General features: G+C 36.1%; 22 protein-coding genes. 11 read left to right on the plus strand and 11 right to left on the minus strand.

Annotated features, from left to right (window positions below; translation table 11 throughout):
- Positions 1 to 50 precede the first annotated feature (50 nt).
- Positions 51 to 383 carry a hypothetical protein gene (locus tag ACSKT4_RS07510; protein WP_465823125.1) on the minus strand — a complete coding sequence of 111 codons (333 nt, stop codon included), beginning with the start codon at positions 381 to 383 and terminating at the stop codon, positions 51 to 53.
- Between the two features lie 249 nt (positions 384 to 632).
- Between ACSKT4_RS07510 and ACSKT4_RS07515 the strand changes: the two genes are divergently transcribed.
- The 4 genes from ACSKT4_RS07515 (at position 633) to ACSKT4_RS07530 (ending at position 3,587) form a co-directional block, all read left to right on the plus strand.
- Positions 633 to 1,508: a ComEC/Rec2 family competence protein gene (locus tag ACSKT4_RS07515; RefSeq protein WP_186869102.1), complete on the plus strand. Its 876-nt coding sequence runs from the start codon at positions 633 to 635 to the stop codon at positions 1,506 to 1,508.
- A gap of 156 nt (positions 1,509 to 1,664) precedes the next feature.
- Positions 1,665 to 2,039, plus strand: a complete 375-nt coding sequence (locus ACSKT4_RS07520; RefSeq protein WP_186868864.1) for a GntR family transcriptional regulator — start codon at positions 1,665 to 1,667, stop codon at positions 2,037 to 2,039.
- Positions 2,029 to 2,883 (plus strand): ABC transporter ATP-binding protein, encoded by an 855-nt coding sequence (locus ACSKT4_RS07525; RefSeq protein WP_186868863.1) that lies wholly within the window; start codon positions 2,029 to 2,031, stop codon positions 2,881 to 2,883. Before ACSKT4_RS07520 ends, ACSKT4_RS07525 begins: the two co-directional genes overlap by 11 nt.
- Before the next feature lie 2 nt (positions 2,884 to 2,885).
- Positions 2,886 to 3,587, plus strand: a complete 702-nt coding sequence (locus ACSKT4_RS07530; protein WP_186868862.1) for a hypothetical protein — start codon at positions 2,886 to 2,888, stop codon at positions 3,585 to 3,587.
- 49 nt (positions 3,588 to 3,636) lie between these two features.
- Here ACSKT4_RS07530 and ACSKT4_RS07535 read toward each other — a convergent pair whose 3' ends face one another.
- Genes ACSKT4_RS07535 through ACSKT4_RS07555 form a run of 5 tightly spaced genes read right to left on the minus strand, consistent with a single transcriptional unit; the run spans position 3,637 to position 7,039 of the window.
- Positions 3,637 to 4,413 (minus strand): ABC transporter permease, encoded by a 777-nt coding sequence (locus tag ACSKT4_RS07535; RefSeq protein ID WP_186868861.1) that lies wholly within the window; start codon positions 4,411 to 4,413, stop codon positions 3,637 to 3,639.
- Positions 4,413 to 5,324, minus strand: coding sequence for an ABC transporter ATP-binding protein (locus ACSKT4_RS07540; protein WP_186868860.1), 912 nt, complete (start codon positions 5,322 to 5,324; stop codon positions 4,413 to 4,415). Before ACSKT4_RS07540 ends, ACSKT4_RS07535 begins: the two co-directional genes overlap by 1 nt.
- Entirely contained in the window at positions 5,325 to 5,516 is a 192-nt protein-coding gene (locus ACSKT4_RS07545; protein WP_186868859.1) for a PLDc N-terminal domain-containing protein, read from the minus strand.
- Between the two features lie 32 nt (positions 5,517 to 5,548).
- Positions 5,549 to 6,649 carry a DUF1648 domain-containing protein gene (locus tag ACSKT4_RS07550; RefSeq protein ID WP_186868858.1) on the minus strand — a complete coding sequence of 367 codons (1,101 nt, stop codon included), beginning with the start codon at positions 6,647 to 6,649 and terminating at the stop codon, positions 5,549 to 5,551.
- Positions 6,650 to 7,039 (minus strand): GntR family transcriptional regulator, encoded by a 390-nt coding sequence (locus tag ACSKT4_RS07555; RefSeq protein WP_186868857.1) that lies wholly within the window; start codon positions 7,037 to 7,039, stop codon positions 6,650 to 6,652.
- 634 nt (positions 7,040 to 7,673) lie between these two features.
- Here ACSKT4_RS07555 and ACSKT4_RS07560 point away from each other — a divergent pair.
- Positions 7,674 to 7,937: a hypothetical protein gene (locus ACSKT4_RS07560; RefSeq protein WP_186868856.1), complete on the plus strand. Its 264-nt coding sequence runs from the start codon at positions 7,674 to 7,676 to the stop codon at positions 7,935 to 7,937.
- Between the two features lie 41 nt (positions 7,938 to 7,978).
- Here the strand turns inward: ACSKT4_RS07560 and ACSKT4_RS07565 are convergent, their stop codons facing one another.
- The 3 genes from ACSKT4_RS07565 to ACSKT4_RS07575 all read right to left on the minus strand — a co-directional run bounded on the left by ACSKT4_RS07565 (position 7,979) and on the right by ACSKT4_RS07575 (position 9,956).
- Positions 7,979 to 8,098 (minus strand): YfhE family protein, encoded by a 120-nt coding sequence (locus tag ACSKT4_RS07565; RefSeq protein ID WP_186868855.1) that lies wholly within the window; start codon positions 8,096 to 8,098, stop codon positions 7,979 to 7,981.
- Positions 8,099 to 8,154: 56 nt separating this feature from the next.
- A complete protein-coding gene (locus ACSKT4_RS07570) occupies positions 8,155 to 8,709 on the minus strand; it encodes a GNAT family N-acetyltransferase (RefSeq protein ID WP_186868854.1) in 555 nt (184 codons plus the stop codon).
- Between the two features lie 344 nt (positions 8,710 to 9,053).
- Positions 9,054 to 9,956 (minus strand): TIGR01777 family oxidoreductase, encoded by a 903-nt coding sequence (locus tag ACSKT4_RS07575; RefSeq protein WP_186868853.1) that lies wholly within the window; start codon positions 9,954 to 9,956, stop codon positions 9,054 to 9,056.
- 68 nt (positions 9,957 to 10,024) lie between these two features.
- Here ACSKT4_RS07575 and recX point away from each other — a divergent pair, with 68 nt between their 5' ends.
- Complete coding sequence (recX, locus tag ACSKT4_RS07580) at positions 10,025 to 10,846, plus strand: recombination regulator RecX (RefSeq protein WP_186868852.1); 822 nt, start codon at positions 10,025 to 10,027, stop codon at positions 10,844 to 10,846.
- A 191-nt stretch (positions 10,847 to 11,037) separates the two neighbouring features.
- On the opposite strand, the gene ACSKT4_RS07585 is transcribed toward recX, so the two are convergent.
- Positions 11,038 to 11,697, minus strand: coding sequence for an SDR family NAD(P)-dependent oxidoreductase (locus tag ACSKT4_RS07585; RefSeq protein ID WP_186868851.1), 660 nt, complete (start codon positions 11,695 to 11,697; stop codon positions 11,038 to 11,040).
- Positions 11,698 to 11,794: 97 nt separating this feature from the next.
- On the opposite strand from ACSKT4_RS07585, the gene ACSKT4_RS07590 reads away from it, so the two are divergent.
- On the plus strand, positions 11,795 to 12,130 hold the full coding sequence (locus tag ACSKT4_RS07590; RefSeq protein WP_186868850.1) for a YfhH family protein: 336 nt from the start codon (positions 11,795 to 11,797) through the stop codon (positions 12,128 to 12,130).
- An 88-nt stretch (positions 12,131 to 12,218) separates the two neighbouring features.
- Here the strand turns inward: ACSKT4_RS07590 and ACSKT4_RS07595 are convergent, their stop codons facing one another.
- Positions 12,219 to 13,205: a metal-dependent hydrolase gene (locus ACSKT4_RS07595; protein ID WP_186868849.1), complete on the minus strand. Its 987-nt coding sequence runs from the start codon at positions 13,203 to 13,205 to the stop codon at positions 12,219 to 12,221.
- An 80-nt stretch (positions 13,206 to 13,285) separates the two neighbouring features.
- Between ACSKT4_RS07595 and mutY the strand changes: the two genes are divergently transcribed.
- The 4 genes from mutY (at position 13,286) to ACSKT4_RS07615 (ending at position 17,285) form a co-directional block, all read left to right on the plus strand.
- Positions 13,286 to 14,359 (plus strand): A/G-specific adenine glycosylase, encoded by a 1,074-nt coding sequence (mutY, locus tag ACSKT4_RS07600; RefSeq protein WP_186868848.1) that lies wholly within the window; start codon positions 13,286 to 13,288, stop codon positions 14,357 to 14,359.
- 98 nt (positions 14,360 to 14,457) lie between these two features.
- Entirely contained in the window at positions 14,458 to 14,628 is a 171-nt protein-coding gene (locus tag ACSKT4_RS07605) for a gamma-type small acid-soluble spore protein (RefSeq protein WP_186868847.1), read from the plus strand.
- 193 nt (positions 14,629 to 14,821) lie between these two features.
- Positions 14,822 to 15,352 (plus strand): nucleoside tri-diphosphate phosphatase, encoded by a 531-nt coding sequence (ntdP, locus tag ACSKT4_RS07610; protein WP_186868846.1) that lies wholly within the window; start codon positions 14,822 to 14,824, stop codon positions 15,350 to 15,352.
- Positions 15,353 to 15,539: 187 nt separating this feature from the next.
- Positions 15,540 to 17,285, plus strand: coding sequence for an ABC transporter ATP-binding protein (locus tag ACSKT4_RS07615; protein WP_186868845.1), 1,746 nt, complete (start codon positions 15,540 to 15,542; stop codon positions 17,283 to 17,285).
- The last annotated feature ends 24 nt before the right edge of the window (positions 17,286 to 17,309 follow it).

Raw genomic sequence — 17,309 nt, forward strand, 5'->3', positions numbered from 1 at the left:
TTATTAATTATATATCGGATGAATTTTCGTTCTTCGTTTTATGACTTAATTTATTTTTTCAAATATGCATTCTCAAGAAACTGTATTTCAACATTTTCTATGTCACACATATTAAATGCTGTTTCGTATTTCCTTTGAATAGAAGATACAAGTTCATCATATTGTTCTTTAGGAATAGATTGTTGCCAAGCAAATTGAAAAGAGAACAGGTTATCTTTCTTCTTTTCATTTGGAGTAAATGTCATATTTTCCTTTGTTGCATAACTATTACCATGTGCTGCTAAGTTGAGCAGTAATACTTCAATTATCTTTTGCTCACGTTCATTAAAGTCATGGTCCGGTTTAGACACCGTAACATCAACCATTGCAATATTTATAGTCATCTCCACCTTTAGTTGTTAATCTGTATATACCTCAAAAGAATGTAGTGTGTTACTCATCATCAATTCCCCCTTTTATCCGATATACTAGTATTCGACAAGAATTTTCAAAATCCTTCATTTTAAGTAATATTTTTGCGACGAAGCACAGTCAATGAGAATTTATAGCATAGGCGACAAAGGATACATAAATATTTCGCTTAGAAACGTGAAAGGATAGTAATGAACTCTTTTACAAAGGATGTATCATTCATGCTGCGACCAACTAGAATTCTCTCCTACTTCTTAATATTTTTTCTTATTTTTGCGATAGACAGTGTACCAGTTCAAAGTCATCAGGCACCGAAAATGGAAGTGCATTTTATAAATGTTGGACAAGGAGATAGTATCTATATAAAGACCCCAAATAAAAAGCATATATTAATTGATGGTGGTCCACCAATGGCAGGCAAAAAAGTAGTCCGTTATTTGAAAGGACTAGGGATTGATAAAATTGATTTAATGATAGCTACCCATCCAGATCGTGATCATATTGGTGGGCTTCCAGCAGTAATGAAGGAATTTAAGGTAAAAGAAATATTAGATTCTGGAAAGCTTCATATTACCCGGGCATATGCGAATTATATAAATGAAGTTCGTAAGCAGGAAATTCCGTTAAAGGTTGCGAAAGCAGGCAAGGAATTGCCAATTGATACACTCTTGGATATTCGAATCCTTAATGCGCACGGCAAGCATAAAAATAATAATCAATCCTCGATTGCTTTAAAGCTCAGCTATAATGACATCGACTTTTTATTGCTGGGAGATATAGAAGATGCCCAAGAGAAAAAAATAGCTGCTAAGTATGATGTACGTGCTGAAATAATTAAAATTGCGCATCATGGTTCAAAAACAAGTAGCTCTGAAAATTTTCTAGAGTTAGTAGAACCTGATATTGCGGTGATAACCTATAGTAAATATAATGACTATGGTCATCCTGTTAACCGAGTGATTAAGAAACTAGTGGAAATGGAAACGAATATATACTCCACTGCAGTTTATGGAGATTTGGTTATCCATACAGAAGGAGAAGACTATATAATATTTCCGCAAAAAGCACCCATACAAGGCATATTAGAGCGTAGCTAAAGAGACAGTCCCACTGAAAAGGTGTGAGACTGTCTCTTTTTTATGGGCTCTTTTATTAATTAAGTTTAATTTTTTCAAAATAATGTTGACAATAAACCTTCAATGCTATATGGTTAGTTACATAAGTAATGAACCATTTAACGAAGGAGCTTAAACATGAAGAATCATTTGGATGATAATAGACCCATATTCCTTCAAATAAAAGAACAACTAGAAGATTCCATCATAAATGACTCCATTAAGGCAGGGGAACGGGTGCCATCTACGAATGAGTTTGCAGCATTTTATAAGATAAATCCAGCTACTGCAGCAAAGGGGATTAATGAACTTGTAGCGGAAGAGATTTTATTCAAACGAAGGGGTGTAGGGATGTTTGTGACAGACAATGCGAAGGAGATTTTGATTGAAAAACGAAAGCAGACATTTTATGAGAACTTTATTCTCCCATTAAGGGAAGAGGCAAAAAAGCTACGAATAAGTGAAAAGGATTTAATGAGAATGATGGAGGGGGAACACGATTATGAAAATTGAGGTTAAGAATTTAACGAAGCAATACGGGAATAAACGAGCATTAGATTCTATATCTTTTATGCTTAATGAGCCGAAGATATATGGCTTACTTGGTCGGAATGGTGCTGGAAAAACTACCTTTATGGAAATATTAGCTGGTCAAATTTTATCAACAAGTGGAGAGATTCTGATTGATGGTGAAAAACCGTTTGATAATCAGAAACTAACAGAATCCATTTGCTTAATTAAAGAAGGTCACAATTTTAAAAAGGATTTGACTATAAAGCATGTCCTAAAGATTAGCTCATACTTTTACCCTAATTGGGATCAATCATTAGCATTAGAGTTGGTGAAGGAATATAACTTGGATTTAAAAGCTAAGGTAAAAGCATTATCAAAAGGGATGGAGTCTGCTCTTGGGATTATTGTTGGTTTAGCTAGTAAAGCACAGGTAACGGTGTTTGATGAACCGTATATTGGACTTGATGCAGCGGCACGAAAGAAGTTCTACGAAATTCTTCTAGAAGAATATGAAAAAGAGCCAAGAACGATTATTTTTTCTACTCATTTAATTGATGAGGTTAGCCTAATGTTTGAAGAAGTCCTCATTATTCAAGATGGAAAACTTGCATTACAGGAAGATGCAGACGTGCTACGAAATAGTGCATGTGCAGTTTCTGGGACGGAAGAATTAGTAGAGAATTTCATTCAAGATAAAGAAGTGATAATGACGAAAAAGCTTGCAGGTATGATGACGGCATATGTGGTAGGGCATTCGGAGGCTGCAATTGCAGCTGGATTATCAGTTGAAGGTGTTCCAATTCAAGAATTAATGATCTATCTTACGGAAAGAAAAGGAGCGTAATCATGAATAAACAGATTAAAGGTTTACTATATTTCTATATTAGTGATATTCGCCATAACATTCTCATATTTTGGTCTATTTTATTATTTATGCTATTAGTCTCTCTTGCTTTTGGAGTGTACCTATTAGGTGTAGAAGATGGCATGTTAGCATTTGGCTTTCCGTTTGCAATTTACTTTTATTGCTTGGTCATAGGATTTACAAGGGTAAAGGAGAGCATTCCTTTTTCCATTAAAATGGGAGCAACTCGTAAGAACATCTTAATTAGTATGGGTATTTATTTCTTAATCATTGCCACGGTACAATCTCTAGTTGCAAATACAATTCAAGAAGTCGTGTTACTTATTACAAAGAATGCAAATATCACATCTTTTATGTTTTTACATCCAGCAATGATAATAGAAGACACTTGGTTAAATCGGGTATTGATTGACATTAGTATCATGTTTTTCCTGCTATCCTTTATGTTCGTCATGGGCCTACTATTCTATAAATATGGTCTTGCTGGTGGGGGACTCGTAGCAGGGGTACTGGTCATATTGCTACTATTTGGAATTGCTAAAGGCTGGATTTATGATATTATTGTCGAGTTCCTAAATCAAGTAAATATAGTATTTTTCTATCAAATGTTCGGGATTGGTTTATTGATCATATTACTTTCCTTTGTGTTTGTCAGAAGAATTACAATAGAGAAGAGAAGATAAACAACACAAGGGACATCCTAACGATAACGACAGGATGTCCCCTAACCTATTATCCAGCCATTTCTTTCCGTTTAAATAGCTGTCCTGAAACGAGAATTAATACGATTGAAATCGCTAGTGTGATAACCCCGGTTAAAATTAAATCGGAATGTAATTCGCCAGTACTCATTGACTCGATAATGTAACTAGATAAGTTATTCGGACTCCAATCCAAAACATGTTGGAAGATCTGGGTTACGATACTCATCGCCATAATCGTTAAAATGGTAAAGAACAGAACTAAACCAGAAGATTTAATCACCGTGTTATAAAAAATGGTCAGTGAAACCACAAGGGTTAACCATAAGCCATAGAAAATAAATGTGATAAGAAAATCGCTGAAAGATATTGTCCCAAATAAAAGATTAATATAGTACCAGCTAACTAATAAGCCTAACAACAGAGATACCCATACTAATAGTAAATAGGAGGCCCATTTAGCTGTAATATAGTTCATATAATGTACAGGCTTAACTAAGATAAGCTCGGAAATACCACTTTTTCGTTCTCCAGCTATTGTTCCCATTGCAATTAAGACTACTACTAGTACTCCTAACATACTTAACTGTGAAAGGCTCATCATCATGACCTCTGGCGGTGCAAATTCAGGTAGTTCGAATGTAGTACCCTCAGGAACCCCACCGACAGAATCAATAATCTGAGGTAAGTAGTATGTCGTTAATGGGTCCATAATGGATATTAAAATCATTACTAATGGAACCCAAATCCACTTCTTATTTCGCCAATTCTCTAGCAGCTCTTTTTGAAATAATGTCATCCATTGCATTACGATTTCACCACCCTCATAAACATATCCTCTAGTGAGGCTTGATTGATTGAAAATGTTGTGATTGGCCAATTCTCTTTAGTAGCTGTGGCTAGAATTTCATCACGTGCACTTTTTACCTCGGAGGCAGTAATGAAAAGAGTGTTCCGTTCTTGTTTTGTACTTATTATAGTTTCTAGATTATTTAGCTTTTCTTGGTAAAGGTTTAAATCTCCTTCCACCTGCAACTCTATTATCGTAGTTTGATATTTTTTACGTAATTTTGCTATCGAACCAGATTCAATGATTTGTCCTTGATGAAGTAAGATAAGTTCATCACTTACTTCCTCAGCATCATTTAAGATATGAGTAGAAAATAAAATGGTCATTTCTTCTTTTAATTTTTCCATTAGAACTAATACTTCTCTTCTGCCAAGCGGATCAAGAGATGCGACCGGTTCATCTAAGATTAATAGTTTCGGGCGGTGAATAATAGCTTGTGCGATACCTAGTCGTTGTTTCATCCCTCCAGAGTAGCGACCAATTCGCTCGTTCTTAGCTTCGTCCGAAATCCCGACTATCTTTAATAGCTCATCTGCCCTTTTTTTCGCCTCTTCTTTAGTGAGCTTTGCCAATTTCCCACTGTAAACTAAAAATTCCTTACCTGTCATCCAAGTGTGGAAAGCAGGATATTGCGGCAAGTATCCAATTTTATCGCGAATGTCATGGTTCTTTTCTTGATTCTCAAATTGAATAGTTCCGTCAGATGGTTTTAACAGTCCAGATAGTGCCCGTAATGTTGTCGTTTTACCTGCACCGTTAGGACCAATTAGGGCAATGCATTTGTTGTGACCAAACTCAAAGCTAATATGGTCCACGACGGTTTTGGAACCATATTTTTTAGTTAGATTATTTACTGTAAGTAAACTCATTTAACGTTGTCTCCTTCCAAAAATGAAGTAGATAATAGGTCCGACCATGCTAACAAAAACAATAATCAGTACCCATAACCATTTCGGGCCATTTGTTTCTCTTACTTTTACTAAGTCTACAATGGCAACAATTAATAAAATTAGCTGAATAATGAAGAACGGTGCAAGTATCGCCCAATTAATATCTCCCATAAAATCTCAACTCCCCCTGAACATAATAATAATTACATCCCTAACAACAGTGGAATGCCTACTGCTAATAAAATTATCCCTAACATAATGCTCCATGCAAGTGGTCGTGCCCAATTAATAGTCCAACCAATTCCAAATCGCTTCTCTAAAAATAGCGCTGGGTCATTCGTGTTAAAGTAAAATATTCCTAGCTTCCAATTGGAATCATCATCCCGATTAATCACTTCTCCATTAGTACCAGTTGACACTTTTATTCTGCTACCACCCTGTCCTGTCGTGATTGCCAAGATGATTGCCCAAAGGGTGAGTATAGCTGTGAAAACTAGCGGTGAAATGGTAAGAATTGCTGGGTTAACTGAGAAAATAAAGGAAAACTGAATGAAAGCAAATAATAGTGTTAATCCGATCCCAGTAACAATAAGGTACATTGACCATCTTCTTCTGAAAATGATATTTTGTTGTAGGGATTCTTCTGGTTTTTCGGCACTAATCTGTTGCTTTGCTTTAGCAATCATAGTATTTAAAAACATAAATAACAGTGTTAAATAAAGACTCATGATTGGCATAGCAAGAAGGATGCGTGTCGATTTATCCTCCCAGTTCGTAACTTCACCGCTCATGTTATATTGAATTGGAATTTGCTCTGGTATACGGTCATAGAACATAAAGGTTATAGTAATCATCGCAAACGTTATGAGAAATGAAATAATAAACCAAGCATTGGAATGGATTAATTTATGACTTCTGAAATCAGTTGAGACGAATATTGCTTGCGCTTTTGCTTGGCCCCAGTTTTCGAGCTGCTTCAACCGTTTCATGGCTCGATGAAAATGTAAGTAGATAAAAAAGGTGCCAATTAGATATAGGAATATTAATAGAGAGAAGGAAAGAGCAAAAGTAATTTCATCTAAGTTATCAATAAAGCTTAGAACTAAAAAAAGTACGACTACTAAAATACTTGCTATTCCAGAAAACTGGACATATTGTTTCCGCAGCTTCTTGATGTTATCCGAATGATAAATATCTTCCGGAATTGATACACCAAAGCTTTCTGTTTTTCGTGTCCAATATGGAATAAACATTGTTAAGATGAAAACCGGAAGTAAAATAAGGAATAGATATATCATATTCATTTACGCAGAACCCCCTTGATAAGTTTCAAAAATCGTAGAACAAAGCCTTAAAAATTCCTCTTCACTAACATCCCGACATATTGATTCAGCAATGAGGGGACGCAAATTTTTCTCCAGCTGCTTCTTATAATTGGCATCGGCCTTAGGAACACCATCCGGATTCACCACAACTCCTTTTTGTCGGTGGATTAGAATAAATCCATCCTGCTTTAATTGTTGATACGCTTTATTAACAGTATGCAAATTTATTCCTATGTCAGAAGCAAGTGACCGAACAGATGGAAGTCCTTCACCAGGTGCAATTTCCTTACGAGCAATCCCTTCAATGATTTGATGGACTAACTGCTGATAAATTGGTTCATTCGATTCAAAATCTAGATTTATTAGCACATTGGAACACGCTCCTTTAAACTGGGAGAGTTAATATCCCAGGTATTTTTATGAAAAGCTTATTTTTTAGTTCTAACTGTTATATTAATAGTATAACAGTTAGAACATGTATGTCAATAAGGATAATCATTAAATTTAGTTTATGGAGGAGGGAATGAATATAAGAGAAGGTAATGGATTAAAGTACTTGGATTTTTTAATTGGAATGAACAATAGGGGGGAGCAGTTGATTAATTAATCTGGGATATTATAGAAGAATGAATGATTGAAGAGGCGAATTGATGAATTTGACCGAAACATCATTTTAAAATAATCATTAAAAGCAACGTTTAGGAAAGGAATAAGTTAACCACAGGATTATCCACAATGAGATACACTATTAATCAGGAATAAACTAAGTTATGCACAGTATTCACAATTAGTTATGGGTACTAATCAACATTATCCTGTGTATAAATTAAGGGGGAAACAGCGCTTTCCTTTTATTTATCCACAAAAAATGGCTTTAGTGTGTGTAACTTTTATAATAGTGAGGTAAAGCTACACATAAACAACTTAAGCATCTAAGAAAACAATTTGCTGTAATAAATTTCATAGTATAAAATGGAACCAATACTACGAGGGGGTGTAGGGGTTGAAGATTATCGTTCAATCATGTATTTTTTCTTTTGTCCTTCATCTATTTTATATCGTCGGAACCTTGTTGGTAGGGCACTTCCAAACGAAGAATTATCAACCTACTATTGCTGGGAATTGGGATACTGTAGAAACACTTCAAAATGAAGTAGCTTTCGGGATAGTGGGTTCACCTCTATACTTTCTGTTCACATTCCTCGGATTAGCACTAGTCTGTGCTTTAATACTTATTTCCTATAAAAAATTTGTTAGAACTAAATAGATATAGCATTGCTTATAGGAAAGGGAAAAAAGGACCGAAGCTTAGCTTCGATCCCCTCTTTGTCTAGCGCGGTCTGCACGCTTAAACTCCTTTTGATACAATACTTCCTGCGTTTTGTTTAGAAACTTATCTCTTACTTCACGCTTTTCTCTCGCCGACATGGTCATCCCTCACTTTTATTCTTAGAATAACCATATCTGTAATATTTATGCAATTTTTATACTACTTCATTATCAGCACTTGCTTCAAGGTTCGCAAATTGTTGATATGATAGGTAATGCTCTCTAGAAATTGCAAAGATATCATATATTTCTTCGTTCTGATTTACTTTTTGATAAATTTCTGGGTAAATGGTGTTTCCTAAGGCTACATAAGGAAGTTTTAGAACGGCTTTTGTAGAGCGGAGATTTGTTTTTCGTACCTTCATGAAGATAGTCTCGATTTCATAATCAAAGAATAACTCATCGAAAAACTGCTCCTTAGCAAGTCGATTATACCCTTTCCCGAAATAAGGCTGGCCAATCCATGTTGCCAAAAAACCGTGATTCTGTTCGATATCAAACAGATTAATCGTACCGATTGCCTGCTGATATTCGTCTAAGATCGTCCTTGAGATTAACTCACCGCGTTCTTCTGCTTCAATTGTCTTTTTGGTGATGAAGTAAAACTCATCAGTAGTTGTTGCCTTATGTCTAACATATGGGAACACATCTGGGTGTGACATCAGTTCAAACAATACTGGCACCTCATGTAATTCACGCTTTTTTAGCATCAAAAAACCCTCCTTATTTATGCAGGAGGGTAACCAAAGAAAAGGAAACCTAGTTGGTAGCCCACCCGCGAATTTTTATTAAGATCAACAAAAATTCGGGGTGGGAATCGAACCCACTAGAACCAGTCAAAAAACTGGTGGCGCACCATTTGCCTTCCCTATTATATTTGGGCAATTTGGAAAGTATAACGTTCTTTCCTAGTTGCATAAGAAAAACTATCATACTCACAAAAGATCAGTGAATATGTGCTCTTCTAGACGTTTCGATTTGTAACAATACATATAATACTATGATTATCACCAAAATGGAACAACTTTTTTATCAAAAATATCGACAAAATTTGTTAATTTTTCTTTACATCAGCAAATAGTTGATTTAACGCTAATTCCAGCGTTGGATATGTGAATTGGAACCCGTTTTCGATTGCTTTATTTGGTAGCACATACTGTCCTTTCAACACCAGTTGACTCATCTCCCCGGTAACAGTACGGACTAAAAGCCCGGGAGTAGGAAACCAATAAGGACGTCTTAGACTCCTGGCAAGAATCTGATTAAATTCCTTATTCCGAGATGGGGTTGGAGCTGTCACATTGAGAGCACCAGATATGTGTTCATTTTGGATAGTGAAAATCAACATATCCACGACATCATCTATATGAATCCAAGAGGTCCATTGCTCACCTTTACCAACTTTACCACCGACAAATAATTTCGTAGGTAGCGACATAAGTGGTAATGCACCACCATCTCTACCTAAAATCACACCGAATCGTGCAAATATCGTTCGAATAGCCATACCTTCCGCTTGCTTAGCTGTATTCTCCCATGCTACTACAACATTAGCTAAAAAATCATCCCCAGGCTTTTCTGTCTCCTCAGTAAACATTATTTCATTAGAAACGCCATAGTAGCCTACAGCAGACCCACTTATAAAGACTTCTGGTTTGACATCCATATTCTTCATGAGATGAATAATCTTTTGGGTGATTTCGATTCTGCTAGATTTAATCTTTTCTTTCTTTTTCTTCGTCCAGTAACCGAATAAGCTCTCGCCTGCAAGATTAATCACCCCATAAATAGGAGGAAGTTTTTTTGCATCCTCAAATGTGATATATGTAGTATGTTCGGTATTGGTAAATTTCTCTGGAGTGCGGGTTAAGATATAGCTGTTATGATGGAGTGAAGTTAGCCTTTCAACAAGCTTTTTACCAACAAAACCAGTACCGCCCGTGATTAAAAAATTCATGCATATCTCCTCACTTTTGGTAATCTTATATTATGATCATGTTATGATGGACAAAAGGGGTGAAGAAGTTGCCAGCAAAAATAAGCCGAATAACAACACAACAAAAGAGTAAACAACGTTACAATATTTATTTCGTTGAAGGTGACGGTGATAAGTATGCCTTTAGTGTTGATGAAGCAATCTTGGTGGAATTTGGACTCCGAAAGGGACTTGAGCTAGATGAAGCAACGATTGATCTCCTCATCCGAAAAGATACAATCCAAAAATCCTATCTGTTAGCAATCAATTATTTAAGCTTCCGAATGAGAACCAGACAGGAAATATATGATTATTTAGTGAAAAAGGAAGTAGAGCCCGAGCATATTATAATCATTATCGATCGTCTCACGAAGGAAGGATTGATTAATGATAAACAATTTGCTGAAGCCTTTACTTTAACTAGAATAAATACAACCTCAAAGGGTCCTCTATTAGTAAAACGAGAATTAATTGAAAAAGGAGTTGCCCCATCGATTGCGGAAGAAGCTGTAACACTTTATAACTATGATACACAATTTGAGAAAGCAATGAAATGGGTAAACAAAAAAATAGGCTCCAGTAAGAAAGAATCTTTTAACAAAAAAATCGAGCAGCTACGAATCACTCTAGTCCAAAAAGGATTTACATCGGATGTGATAGGTGAAGTTTTATTATCAGTAGTAGATGAGAAAGATAACGCTGCAGAATGGGAATCACTAGTATACCAAGGCGAAAAGCTTGTCCGAAAACACTCTGCTAAAAAGTCAGGATACGAGCTAAAAATGAAAGTAAAAGAAGGTTTATATCGTAAAGGATTTCAAATAGATTTAATCAATAAGTTTATCGATGAAGAGATTGAAGCGGGATTTTAGGGACTTGCCAGGGAACAAGTCCCTTGTTTTTTAGGTATTGTAAATTAGGGGGAGATGCGCCTATGCGAGAGAAGGATGAGCCCGAGTGAGAAGTAGATGCACCCAAACGAGAGATAGATGTGCCCAAAAAGCCAAGCGACAAAATACATGCCCCCAAACTCCCGCCCCAGCGTCAGCCACCCTAAATTCCTCTACTTATCAATCACAATCTCCAAACGGCCATCATCTTCTGCATAAATTTGTTTCGCTACGACTTCAGGACTTTTTAGACGTGAGGGATCGTTAACATGATGGGAATTAGACCAGAATGGTGTGTTCATTCCGCCCATGTAAACGGCAGTGATAGAGAAATCTTCATCTTCCCATTCTTTTTGTAGGGATTCTGTGAAGCCTCGGATAGCGAATTTACTAGCACAATAAAGAGATTCATTAACTTTTCCACGTATTCCTGCGGTAGAAATAATCGTTAGGATTCTACCTTTACTTTTTCGGATAAGTGGAAGAGCAGCTTGTACGGCTAGAATAGTTCCTTTTACATTTGTATCTAGAGTATTATCAATATCGTCAACCGTATAGTCCTCAACAGGTCCAAATACACCAGTGCCAGCGTTATTAATGAAAACATCTAGCTCACCGATACGCTGAAAGGCAATTTGAATAGAAGCATCTTCTCTTACATCACAGAGAACAACTTCTGCGTCAAATCCATTTTGAATTAGTTGATGTTGAACAAGCTGTAACGGATTATTTCTTCGTCCTAATAAATAAACTGTATAGCCATGCTTAGCGTATTCGAATGCTAAGGCCTTTCCTAGCCCAGTACCAGCACCTGTAATTGCAACTTTTGGCATTTATTTAGCCACCTTTTGTCTAATAGTAATGTATAACCATTTTAATTGTCTTAAAATGTTGATAAAATGTAAAGTGAGTTGAAGGGGGACTAGCTAAATGAATTATCGGTATAGTGATTTATCTGTGGAGCAATTACTTGCTTTAGTAGGAGAATTTAAAGAAAAAGCCCAAAAGGCAGAGCAATTAGGTAATATTAGCGAAGTTCAAATATATGAAAGAAAAATGCAATTAGCTTTAGCATATACATTAAATCCAGAAGACTTTAAACCAGGGAGCACATACGAGTTCCGTCATGACCCAGGTCACCGGTTTAAAATTAACTATTTAGAAGGGGTTTTTGCATGGGGGCATCGCATCAATCTATTGGATGAAGTATATGAAAAAGAAGAGGCGATTCCAATTTCTTTATTAGGGAAAAAATTAGATAACTAATAGAAGAGAGCTCTGTTTAGAAAAGGAGCTCTTTTGATTTTAATAAAAATGGAGAGAAGCGGTAGAACTATGCTTCTCTCCTTGTTCACTATACTGGACTATCGCCAACATATAATTTGTTTTGCAGCTTATGTTCTGAAAAAATCCAGCCTGTATAAGAACTAATTATCTCGTGATCGTTATTGATTTGCACCACCGCAACGAATGGGTAATATGTTTTAGAGCGATATCTTAAATCAATAAAACGTAACTCAGTATAATCATCGTATGCACTAATCTCCCAACGGTATATAGGAGAGAAGGATAAAAATGCAGATATATTTTTATCCTGCATGGCTATATCAATAATCGGAGAATTAGGTAATGGAACTTTTTCAAACTCATCCACAATTTCAATATGGCCATCTTCCACTATTCCGACGTAGAACTTAGTTGGTGTTGTAATGGCAACTCGCCAGTAATTTTGCTTTAAGGTTGGTGAAGTTGCTATTTCCGTTGTATCTGGAATGAATTCATGGATAGTTTTAACAATTTCTTTTTTCTCCATATAACGCTTGATGTAATATAATATAATTACTGCGTAAATGATTAAAAAAGTAATTCCAGGATTTGCTCCTATTATCCAAGCCACTATCCCTGCTACATGTAGGGTGAAAATATAAGGATCAAAGGTATTGATAAAACCAAGGGCAATCCATTTATTTGTAAAAGGACGAAATGCTTGTGTACCATAAGCATTGAAAATATCTACAAAAACATGTACGAAAACCGCAAATGCTGTCCATCCCCATAGATGCCAAAAATTAACTTGAGGAACAAACAAGTGGATAATCGTTGCGATCAAAACACCCCAAGTAATAACGGCAGGGACAGAATGGGTAACTCCTCGATGATGTCTAATATAGGTTGCATTATTACGTAATTTTAATACAGTATCGAAATCTGGTGCATGTGAACCAATAATTGTACCGACTAGGACTGCGTTGAATAAGACCGGATCATTACTCACGGCCGGGTCGAGCGTTGCTAGGCCTGCTAAGGCAACCCCCATAACAATGTGGGTTCCAGTATCCAAATCGAATTCCTCCTATAGAATCTAGATTGAGGTTTAAATTTTTCAGTGTGTTTTTAGTGTACCATAAAGGAAGTGGTTATATGACAGTTCAGGATAATCCGTTACAGAATTTTAATATTTCTGCATTTCAAAATGATCTTTTAACTTGGTATTATACAAACAAGCGAGACTTACCATGGCGACAGGATCAAGACCCCTATAAAGTGTGGGTATCAGAAATTATGCTACAACAAACAAAAGTGGATACAGTTATCCCGTATTTTAATAATTTTATTGAAAAATTTCCTACAGTATATGATCTAGCAGCTGCTGAAGAACAGGCCGTATTAAAGGCTTGGGAAGGATTAGGGTACTACTCCCGTGCCCGTAATTTACAACATGCAGTGCGCGAAGTAGTGGAAAATTACGGCGGGACAGTTCCTGATGATCCGAAGCAATTAGAAGGATTAAAGGGAATAGGATCTTATACAAAGGGCGCAATCCTTTCTATTGCCTATAATCAACCAGAACCTGCAGTTGATGGAAATGTCATGCGTGTGTTCTCTCGAGTATTAAATATTGATGATGATATAGCTTTACCTAAAACAAAGAAATTATTTGAATCGGTTACAGGAGAAGTTATCTCACATGAGGATCCCTCATCCTTTAACCAAGCAATTATGGATCTTGGAGCAACCATTTGCACCCCAAAATCCCCTGCGTGTTTAGTATGTCCCGTACAAGAGCACTGTGAAGCATTTAAACTAGGCATTGAGCAACAATTACCGATAAAAACAAAAGCTAAAAAGAATAAAAAAATGCCATATGCAGTATTATTACTACGAAATGAAGAAGGTAAAGTTGCCATCGAGCAACGACCGGAAGAAGGCTTATTGGCTAATCTTTGGCAATTCCCGATGGTTCCATTGCAAGAGCTTGAAATGGAATTACTAGAAAATTGGTTCTATGCCCATTATGGGGTAAGAGTTAAATTAGGAAAGAAACAAGGGGAATTTAAGCATGTATTTTCACATTTAACATGGGAGCTTGGTATATATCCAGCAGTCTTAATGGAGCAGGCAGAACAGGTTACCAGTCTCACGTTTGTTGATGAAGCAGAGTTAGGAAATTATCCATTCCCAGTTTCTCATCAAAAGATGATGCAGTTTTTATAAGAAATATACTGGAGAAAAACTTCCAAAATATACTATTGAATTACCTTCATAATTACGCTTCTATCTGGAAATAGTATTTATTGTTGGAGGTGATAATAATGGCTAAAAATCCTAACAAAACTGTTTCTGGTACTAATGTACAAGAAGTAAAACAGCAAAACGCGCAATCTAAAGCAGGTCAAGGACAATTTGGTACAGAATTTGCTTCTGAAACAAATGCTCAAGAAGTTAGACAGCAAAATCAACAATCTCAAGCTAATAAAAAATAACGACTACCCTCGAAGTAATGAAGAGCTTCCTTTCTCCCGGAGGCTCTTCTTTTTGCTTATCACATTGCTTAATGCTTTATATTTTATTTGACACCCCTTATAATAGATAGAAAAAGTTAGACAAATTGTCGATTTATAGGATGTGTAAGTAATTTATATAATGGTTTAAGTAATTAGAATGGGAAGGGATTAGATGGTAGCTCCGAGGGCTGGTACAGATTTAAAAATTCAAAGCTATAAACATAATGGCAACTTGCATCGTGTTTGGGAAAGCACGATTGTGTTGAAGGGAACGGAACAGGTTGTAATCGGGGCTAATGATAAGACAAATGTGTTAGAAAGTGATGGGCGTACCTGGATTACAAGAGAGCCTGCTATATGTTACTTCCATTCCAAGCATTGGTTTAATATAATCGGTATGCTTCGTGACGATGGTATCCATTATTATTGTAATATTAGCTCTCCATTTGTTTATGAAGAAAATGCAATAAAGTATATTGATTATGATTTGGATTTAAAGGTCTATCCAGATATGACGTTTGATTTATTAGATGAAGATGAATATCAACTTCATAGGGATGAAATGAATTATCCTGGAGTATTAGACCGAATTTTATACAATAATATGGCAGAACTACAGCATTGGATTCAGCAGAGAAAAGGCCCGTTTTCACCTGGTTTTGTTGATCAATGGTACGAACGTTTTCTTACATATAGATTTTAAGTAGATTTCAAGTGCAAATAGGTCATGATAACCTTGTTACATGTGTAGCAAGGGTTTTGCTTTTTTTTATAGGGAAAGCATAATAATCGTGCCATGCGACATAAAAAATACTATTGTATTCCGTTTTTCACATCAGAAGTTAGAGAACAATAATTCTAGAAAAAAATAAACAGAAAGTTGATGTTTTATGAGCAGTATAAAACAATTCATGGAATATGTTAAACCATATAAATGGAAAATTATCGTTACCATCGTTATTGGGATTGTGAAATTTGTAATACCACTATTAATTCCATTAATCATGAAATATGTCATTGATGACATTATTGGTCATGAGACATGGGGGACTGATGAAAAGCTTACCAACCTCTTCTGGATTATGGGTGGAGCATTTGTCATTTTTCTTGTTCTACGTCCACCAATTGAATATTATCGTCAATACCTTGCCCAGTGGGTAGGGAATAAAATACTTTATGATATAAGAGATAAGCTATTCGACCACTTGCAAAAATTGAGCTTAAGATACTATTCTACGACAAAAACCGGCGAAATAATTTCCCGGGTAATAAATGATGTCGAACAAACAAAGAATTTCGTTATCACGGGTTTAATGAATATATGGCTTGATCTGATAACAATATTTATTGCCATTGGTATTATGTTATCGATGGATGTTGGTTTAACGATAGTTTCGATTATTTTATTCCCGATATTTGGCTTTTCCATTAAATATTTTTATGGGAAATTACGTCGCCTGACAAGGGAACGTTCTCAAGCATTAGCAGAGGTACAAGGGCATTTACACGAGAGAGTGCAGGGTGTTCCGGTTACCCGAAGCTTTGCATTAGAGGAATATGAGCAGAAAGAATTTGATAAAGAAAATAGTAAGTTTTTAAATAAAGCATTAGAGCATACGACTTGGAATGCTAAGACCTTCGCCGTAACCAATACAATAACCGATTTAGCGCCGTTATTAGTAATAACCTATTCGGGTTATCAGGTAATCGTAGGTAATTTAACATTAGGTACCATGGTAGCATTTTTTGCTTATTTAGAAAGGGTCTATAGTCCATTACGTAGATTGATAAACTCATCTACTGTACTTATCCAATCGATTGCTTCTATCGACCGTGTATTTGAATTTATGAATGAAAAGTATGATATTGTCAATAAACCAAATGCAGTCAAAGCAGGTCGTGTTCATGGCGATATTGAGTTTGATCAAGTGTCCTTCCAATATGACGATGAAAGTACTGTGCTGAAGAATATTAACTTGAAGGTTCACCAAGGTGAAACAATTGCCCTTGTCGGTATGAGTGGTGGAGGTAAATCAACATTAATCAGTTTGATTCCCCGTTTTTATGATGTAACCGGAGGATCGATAAAAGTGGATGGAATCGATATCCGTGACTATGAAGCAAGAACACTTCGTAACAATATCGGTATGGTACTTCAGGATAATATATTATTTGGGGATACGGTAGCTAGGAATATTCGTATGGGGAACCCGCATGCAACAGATGAAGAGGTTAAGGAAGCGGCAATAGCTGCCAATGCCCATGATTTCATTATGGAACTACCACAAGGATATGATACATTAGTAGGTGAGCGTGGTGTGAAGCTATCTGGAGGACAAAAGCAGCGTATAGCAATTGCACGTGTTTTCTTGAAGAATCCACCAATCCTTATCTTTGATGAAGCGACTTCTGCGCTAGATTTAGAGAGTGAGCATACGATACAGGAAGCGATGGAAAAATTAGCCTCCGATCGAACAACGTTTATAGTTGCCCACCGACTGGCAACTATTACTCATGCGGATAGAATTGTCGTAATCGAAAATGGGGAAATAACGGAAGTAGGATCGCATACTGAACTTATGAAATCAAAGGGAAGTTATTATGATTTGTATCAAGTACAACACTTTGATGACTAATGGAAATAATTGTTCCTAGAAAGA

This window comes from Ornithinibacillus liuyingii (assembly GCF_055550225.1).

What these genes read in the sequence shown, in the direction of transcription:
- ACSKT4_RS07510 (WP_465823125.1), bottom strand. Translation starts at nt 383, where the DNA reads ATGACTATAAATATTGCAATGGTTGATGTTACGGTGTCTAAACCGGAC.
- ACSKT4_RS07515 (WP_186869102.1), top strand. Translation starts at nt 633, where the DNA reads ATGCTGCGACCAACTAGAATTCTCTCCTACTTCTTAATATTTTTTCTT.
- ACSKT4_RS07520 (WP_186868864.1), top strand. Translation starts at nt 1,665, where the DNA reads ATGAAGAATCATTTGGATGATAATAGACCCATATTCCTTCAAATAAAA.
- ACSKT4_RS07525 (WP_186868863.1), top strand. Translation starts at nt 2,029, where the DNA reads ATGAAAATTGAGGTTAAGAATTTAACGAAGCAATACGGGAATAAACGA.
- ACSKT4_RS07530 (WP_186868862.1), top strand. Translation starts at nt 2,886, where the DNA reads ATGAATAAACAGATTAAAGGTTTACTATATTTCTATATTAGTGATATT.
- ACSKT4_RS07535 (WP_186868861.1), bottom strand. Translation starts at nt 4,413, where the DNA reads ATGCAATGGATGACATTATTTCAAAAAGAGCTGCTAGAGAATTGGCGA.
- ACSKT4_RS07540 (WP_186868860.1), bottom strand. Translation starts at nt 5,324, where the DNA reads ATGAGTTTACTTACAGTAAATAATCTAACTAAAAAATATGGTTCCAAA.
- ACSKT4_RS07545 (WP_186868859.1), bottom strand. Translation starts at nt 5,516, where the DNA reads ATGGGAGATATTAATTGGGCGATACTTGCACCGTTCTTCATTATTCAG.
- ACSKT4_RS07550 (WP_186868858.1), bottom strand. Translation starts at nt 6,649, where the DNA reads ATGAATATGATATATCTATTCCTTATTTTACTTCCGGTTTTCATCTTA.
- ACSKT4_RS07565 (WP_186868855.1), bottom strand. Translation starts at nt 8,098, where the DNA reads ATGTCGGCGAGAGAAAAGCGTGAAGTAAGAGATAAGTTTCTAAACAAA.
- ACSKT4_RS07570 (WP_186868854.1), bottom strand. Translation starts at nt 8,709, where the DNA reads ATGCTAAAAAAGCGTGAATTACATGAGGTGCCAGTATTGTTTGAACTG.
- ACSKT4_RS07575 (WP_186868853.1), bottom strand. Translation starts at nt 9,956, where the DNA reads ATGAATTTTTTAATCACGGGCGGTACTGGTTTTGTTGGTAAAAAGCTT.
- ACSKT4_RS07585 (WP_186868851.1), bottom strand. Translation starts at nt 11,697, where the DNA reads ATGCCAAAAGTTGCAATTACAGGTGCTGGTACTGGGCTAGGAAAGGCC.
- ACSKT4_RS07590 (WP_186868850.1), top strand. Translation starts at nt 11,795, where the DNA reads ATGAATTATCGGTATAGTGATTTATCTGTGGAGCAATTACTTGCTTTA.
- mutY (WP_186868848.1), top strand. Translation starts at nt 13,286, where the DNA reads ATGACAGTTCAGGATAATCCGTTACAGAATTTTAATATTTCTGCATTT.
- ACSKT4_RS07605 (WP_186868847.1), top strand. Translation starts at nt 14,458, where the DNA reads ATGGCTAAAAATCCTAACAAAACTGTTTCTGGTACTAATGTACAAGAA.
- ntdP (WP_186868846.1), top strand. Translation starts at nt 14,822, where the DNA reads ATGGTAGCTCCGAGGGCTGGTACAGATTTAAAAATTCAAAGCTATAAA.
- ACSKT4_RS07615 (WP_186868845.1), top strand. Translation starts at nt 15,540, where the DNA reads ATGAGCAGTATAAAACAATTCATGGAATATGTTAAACCATATAAATGG.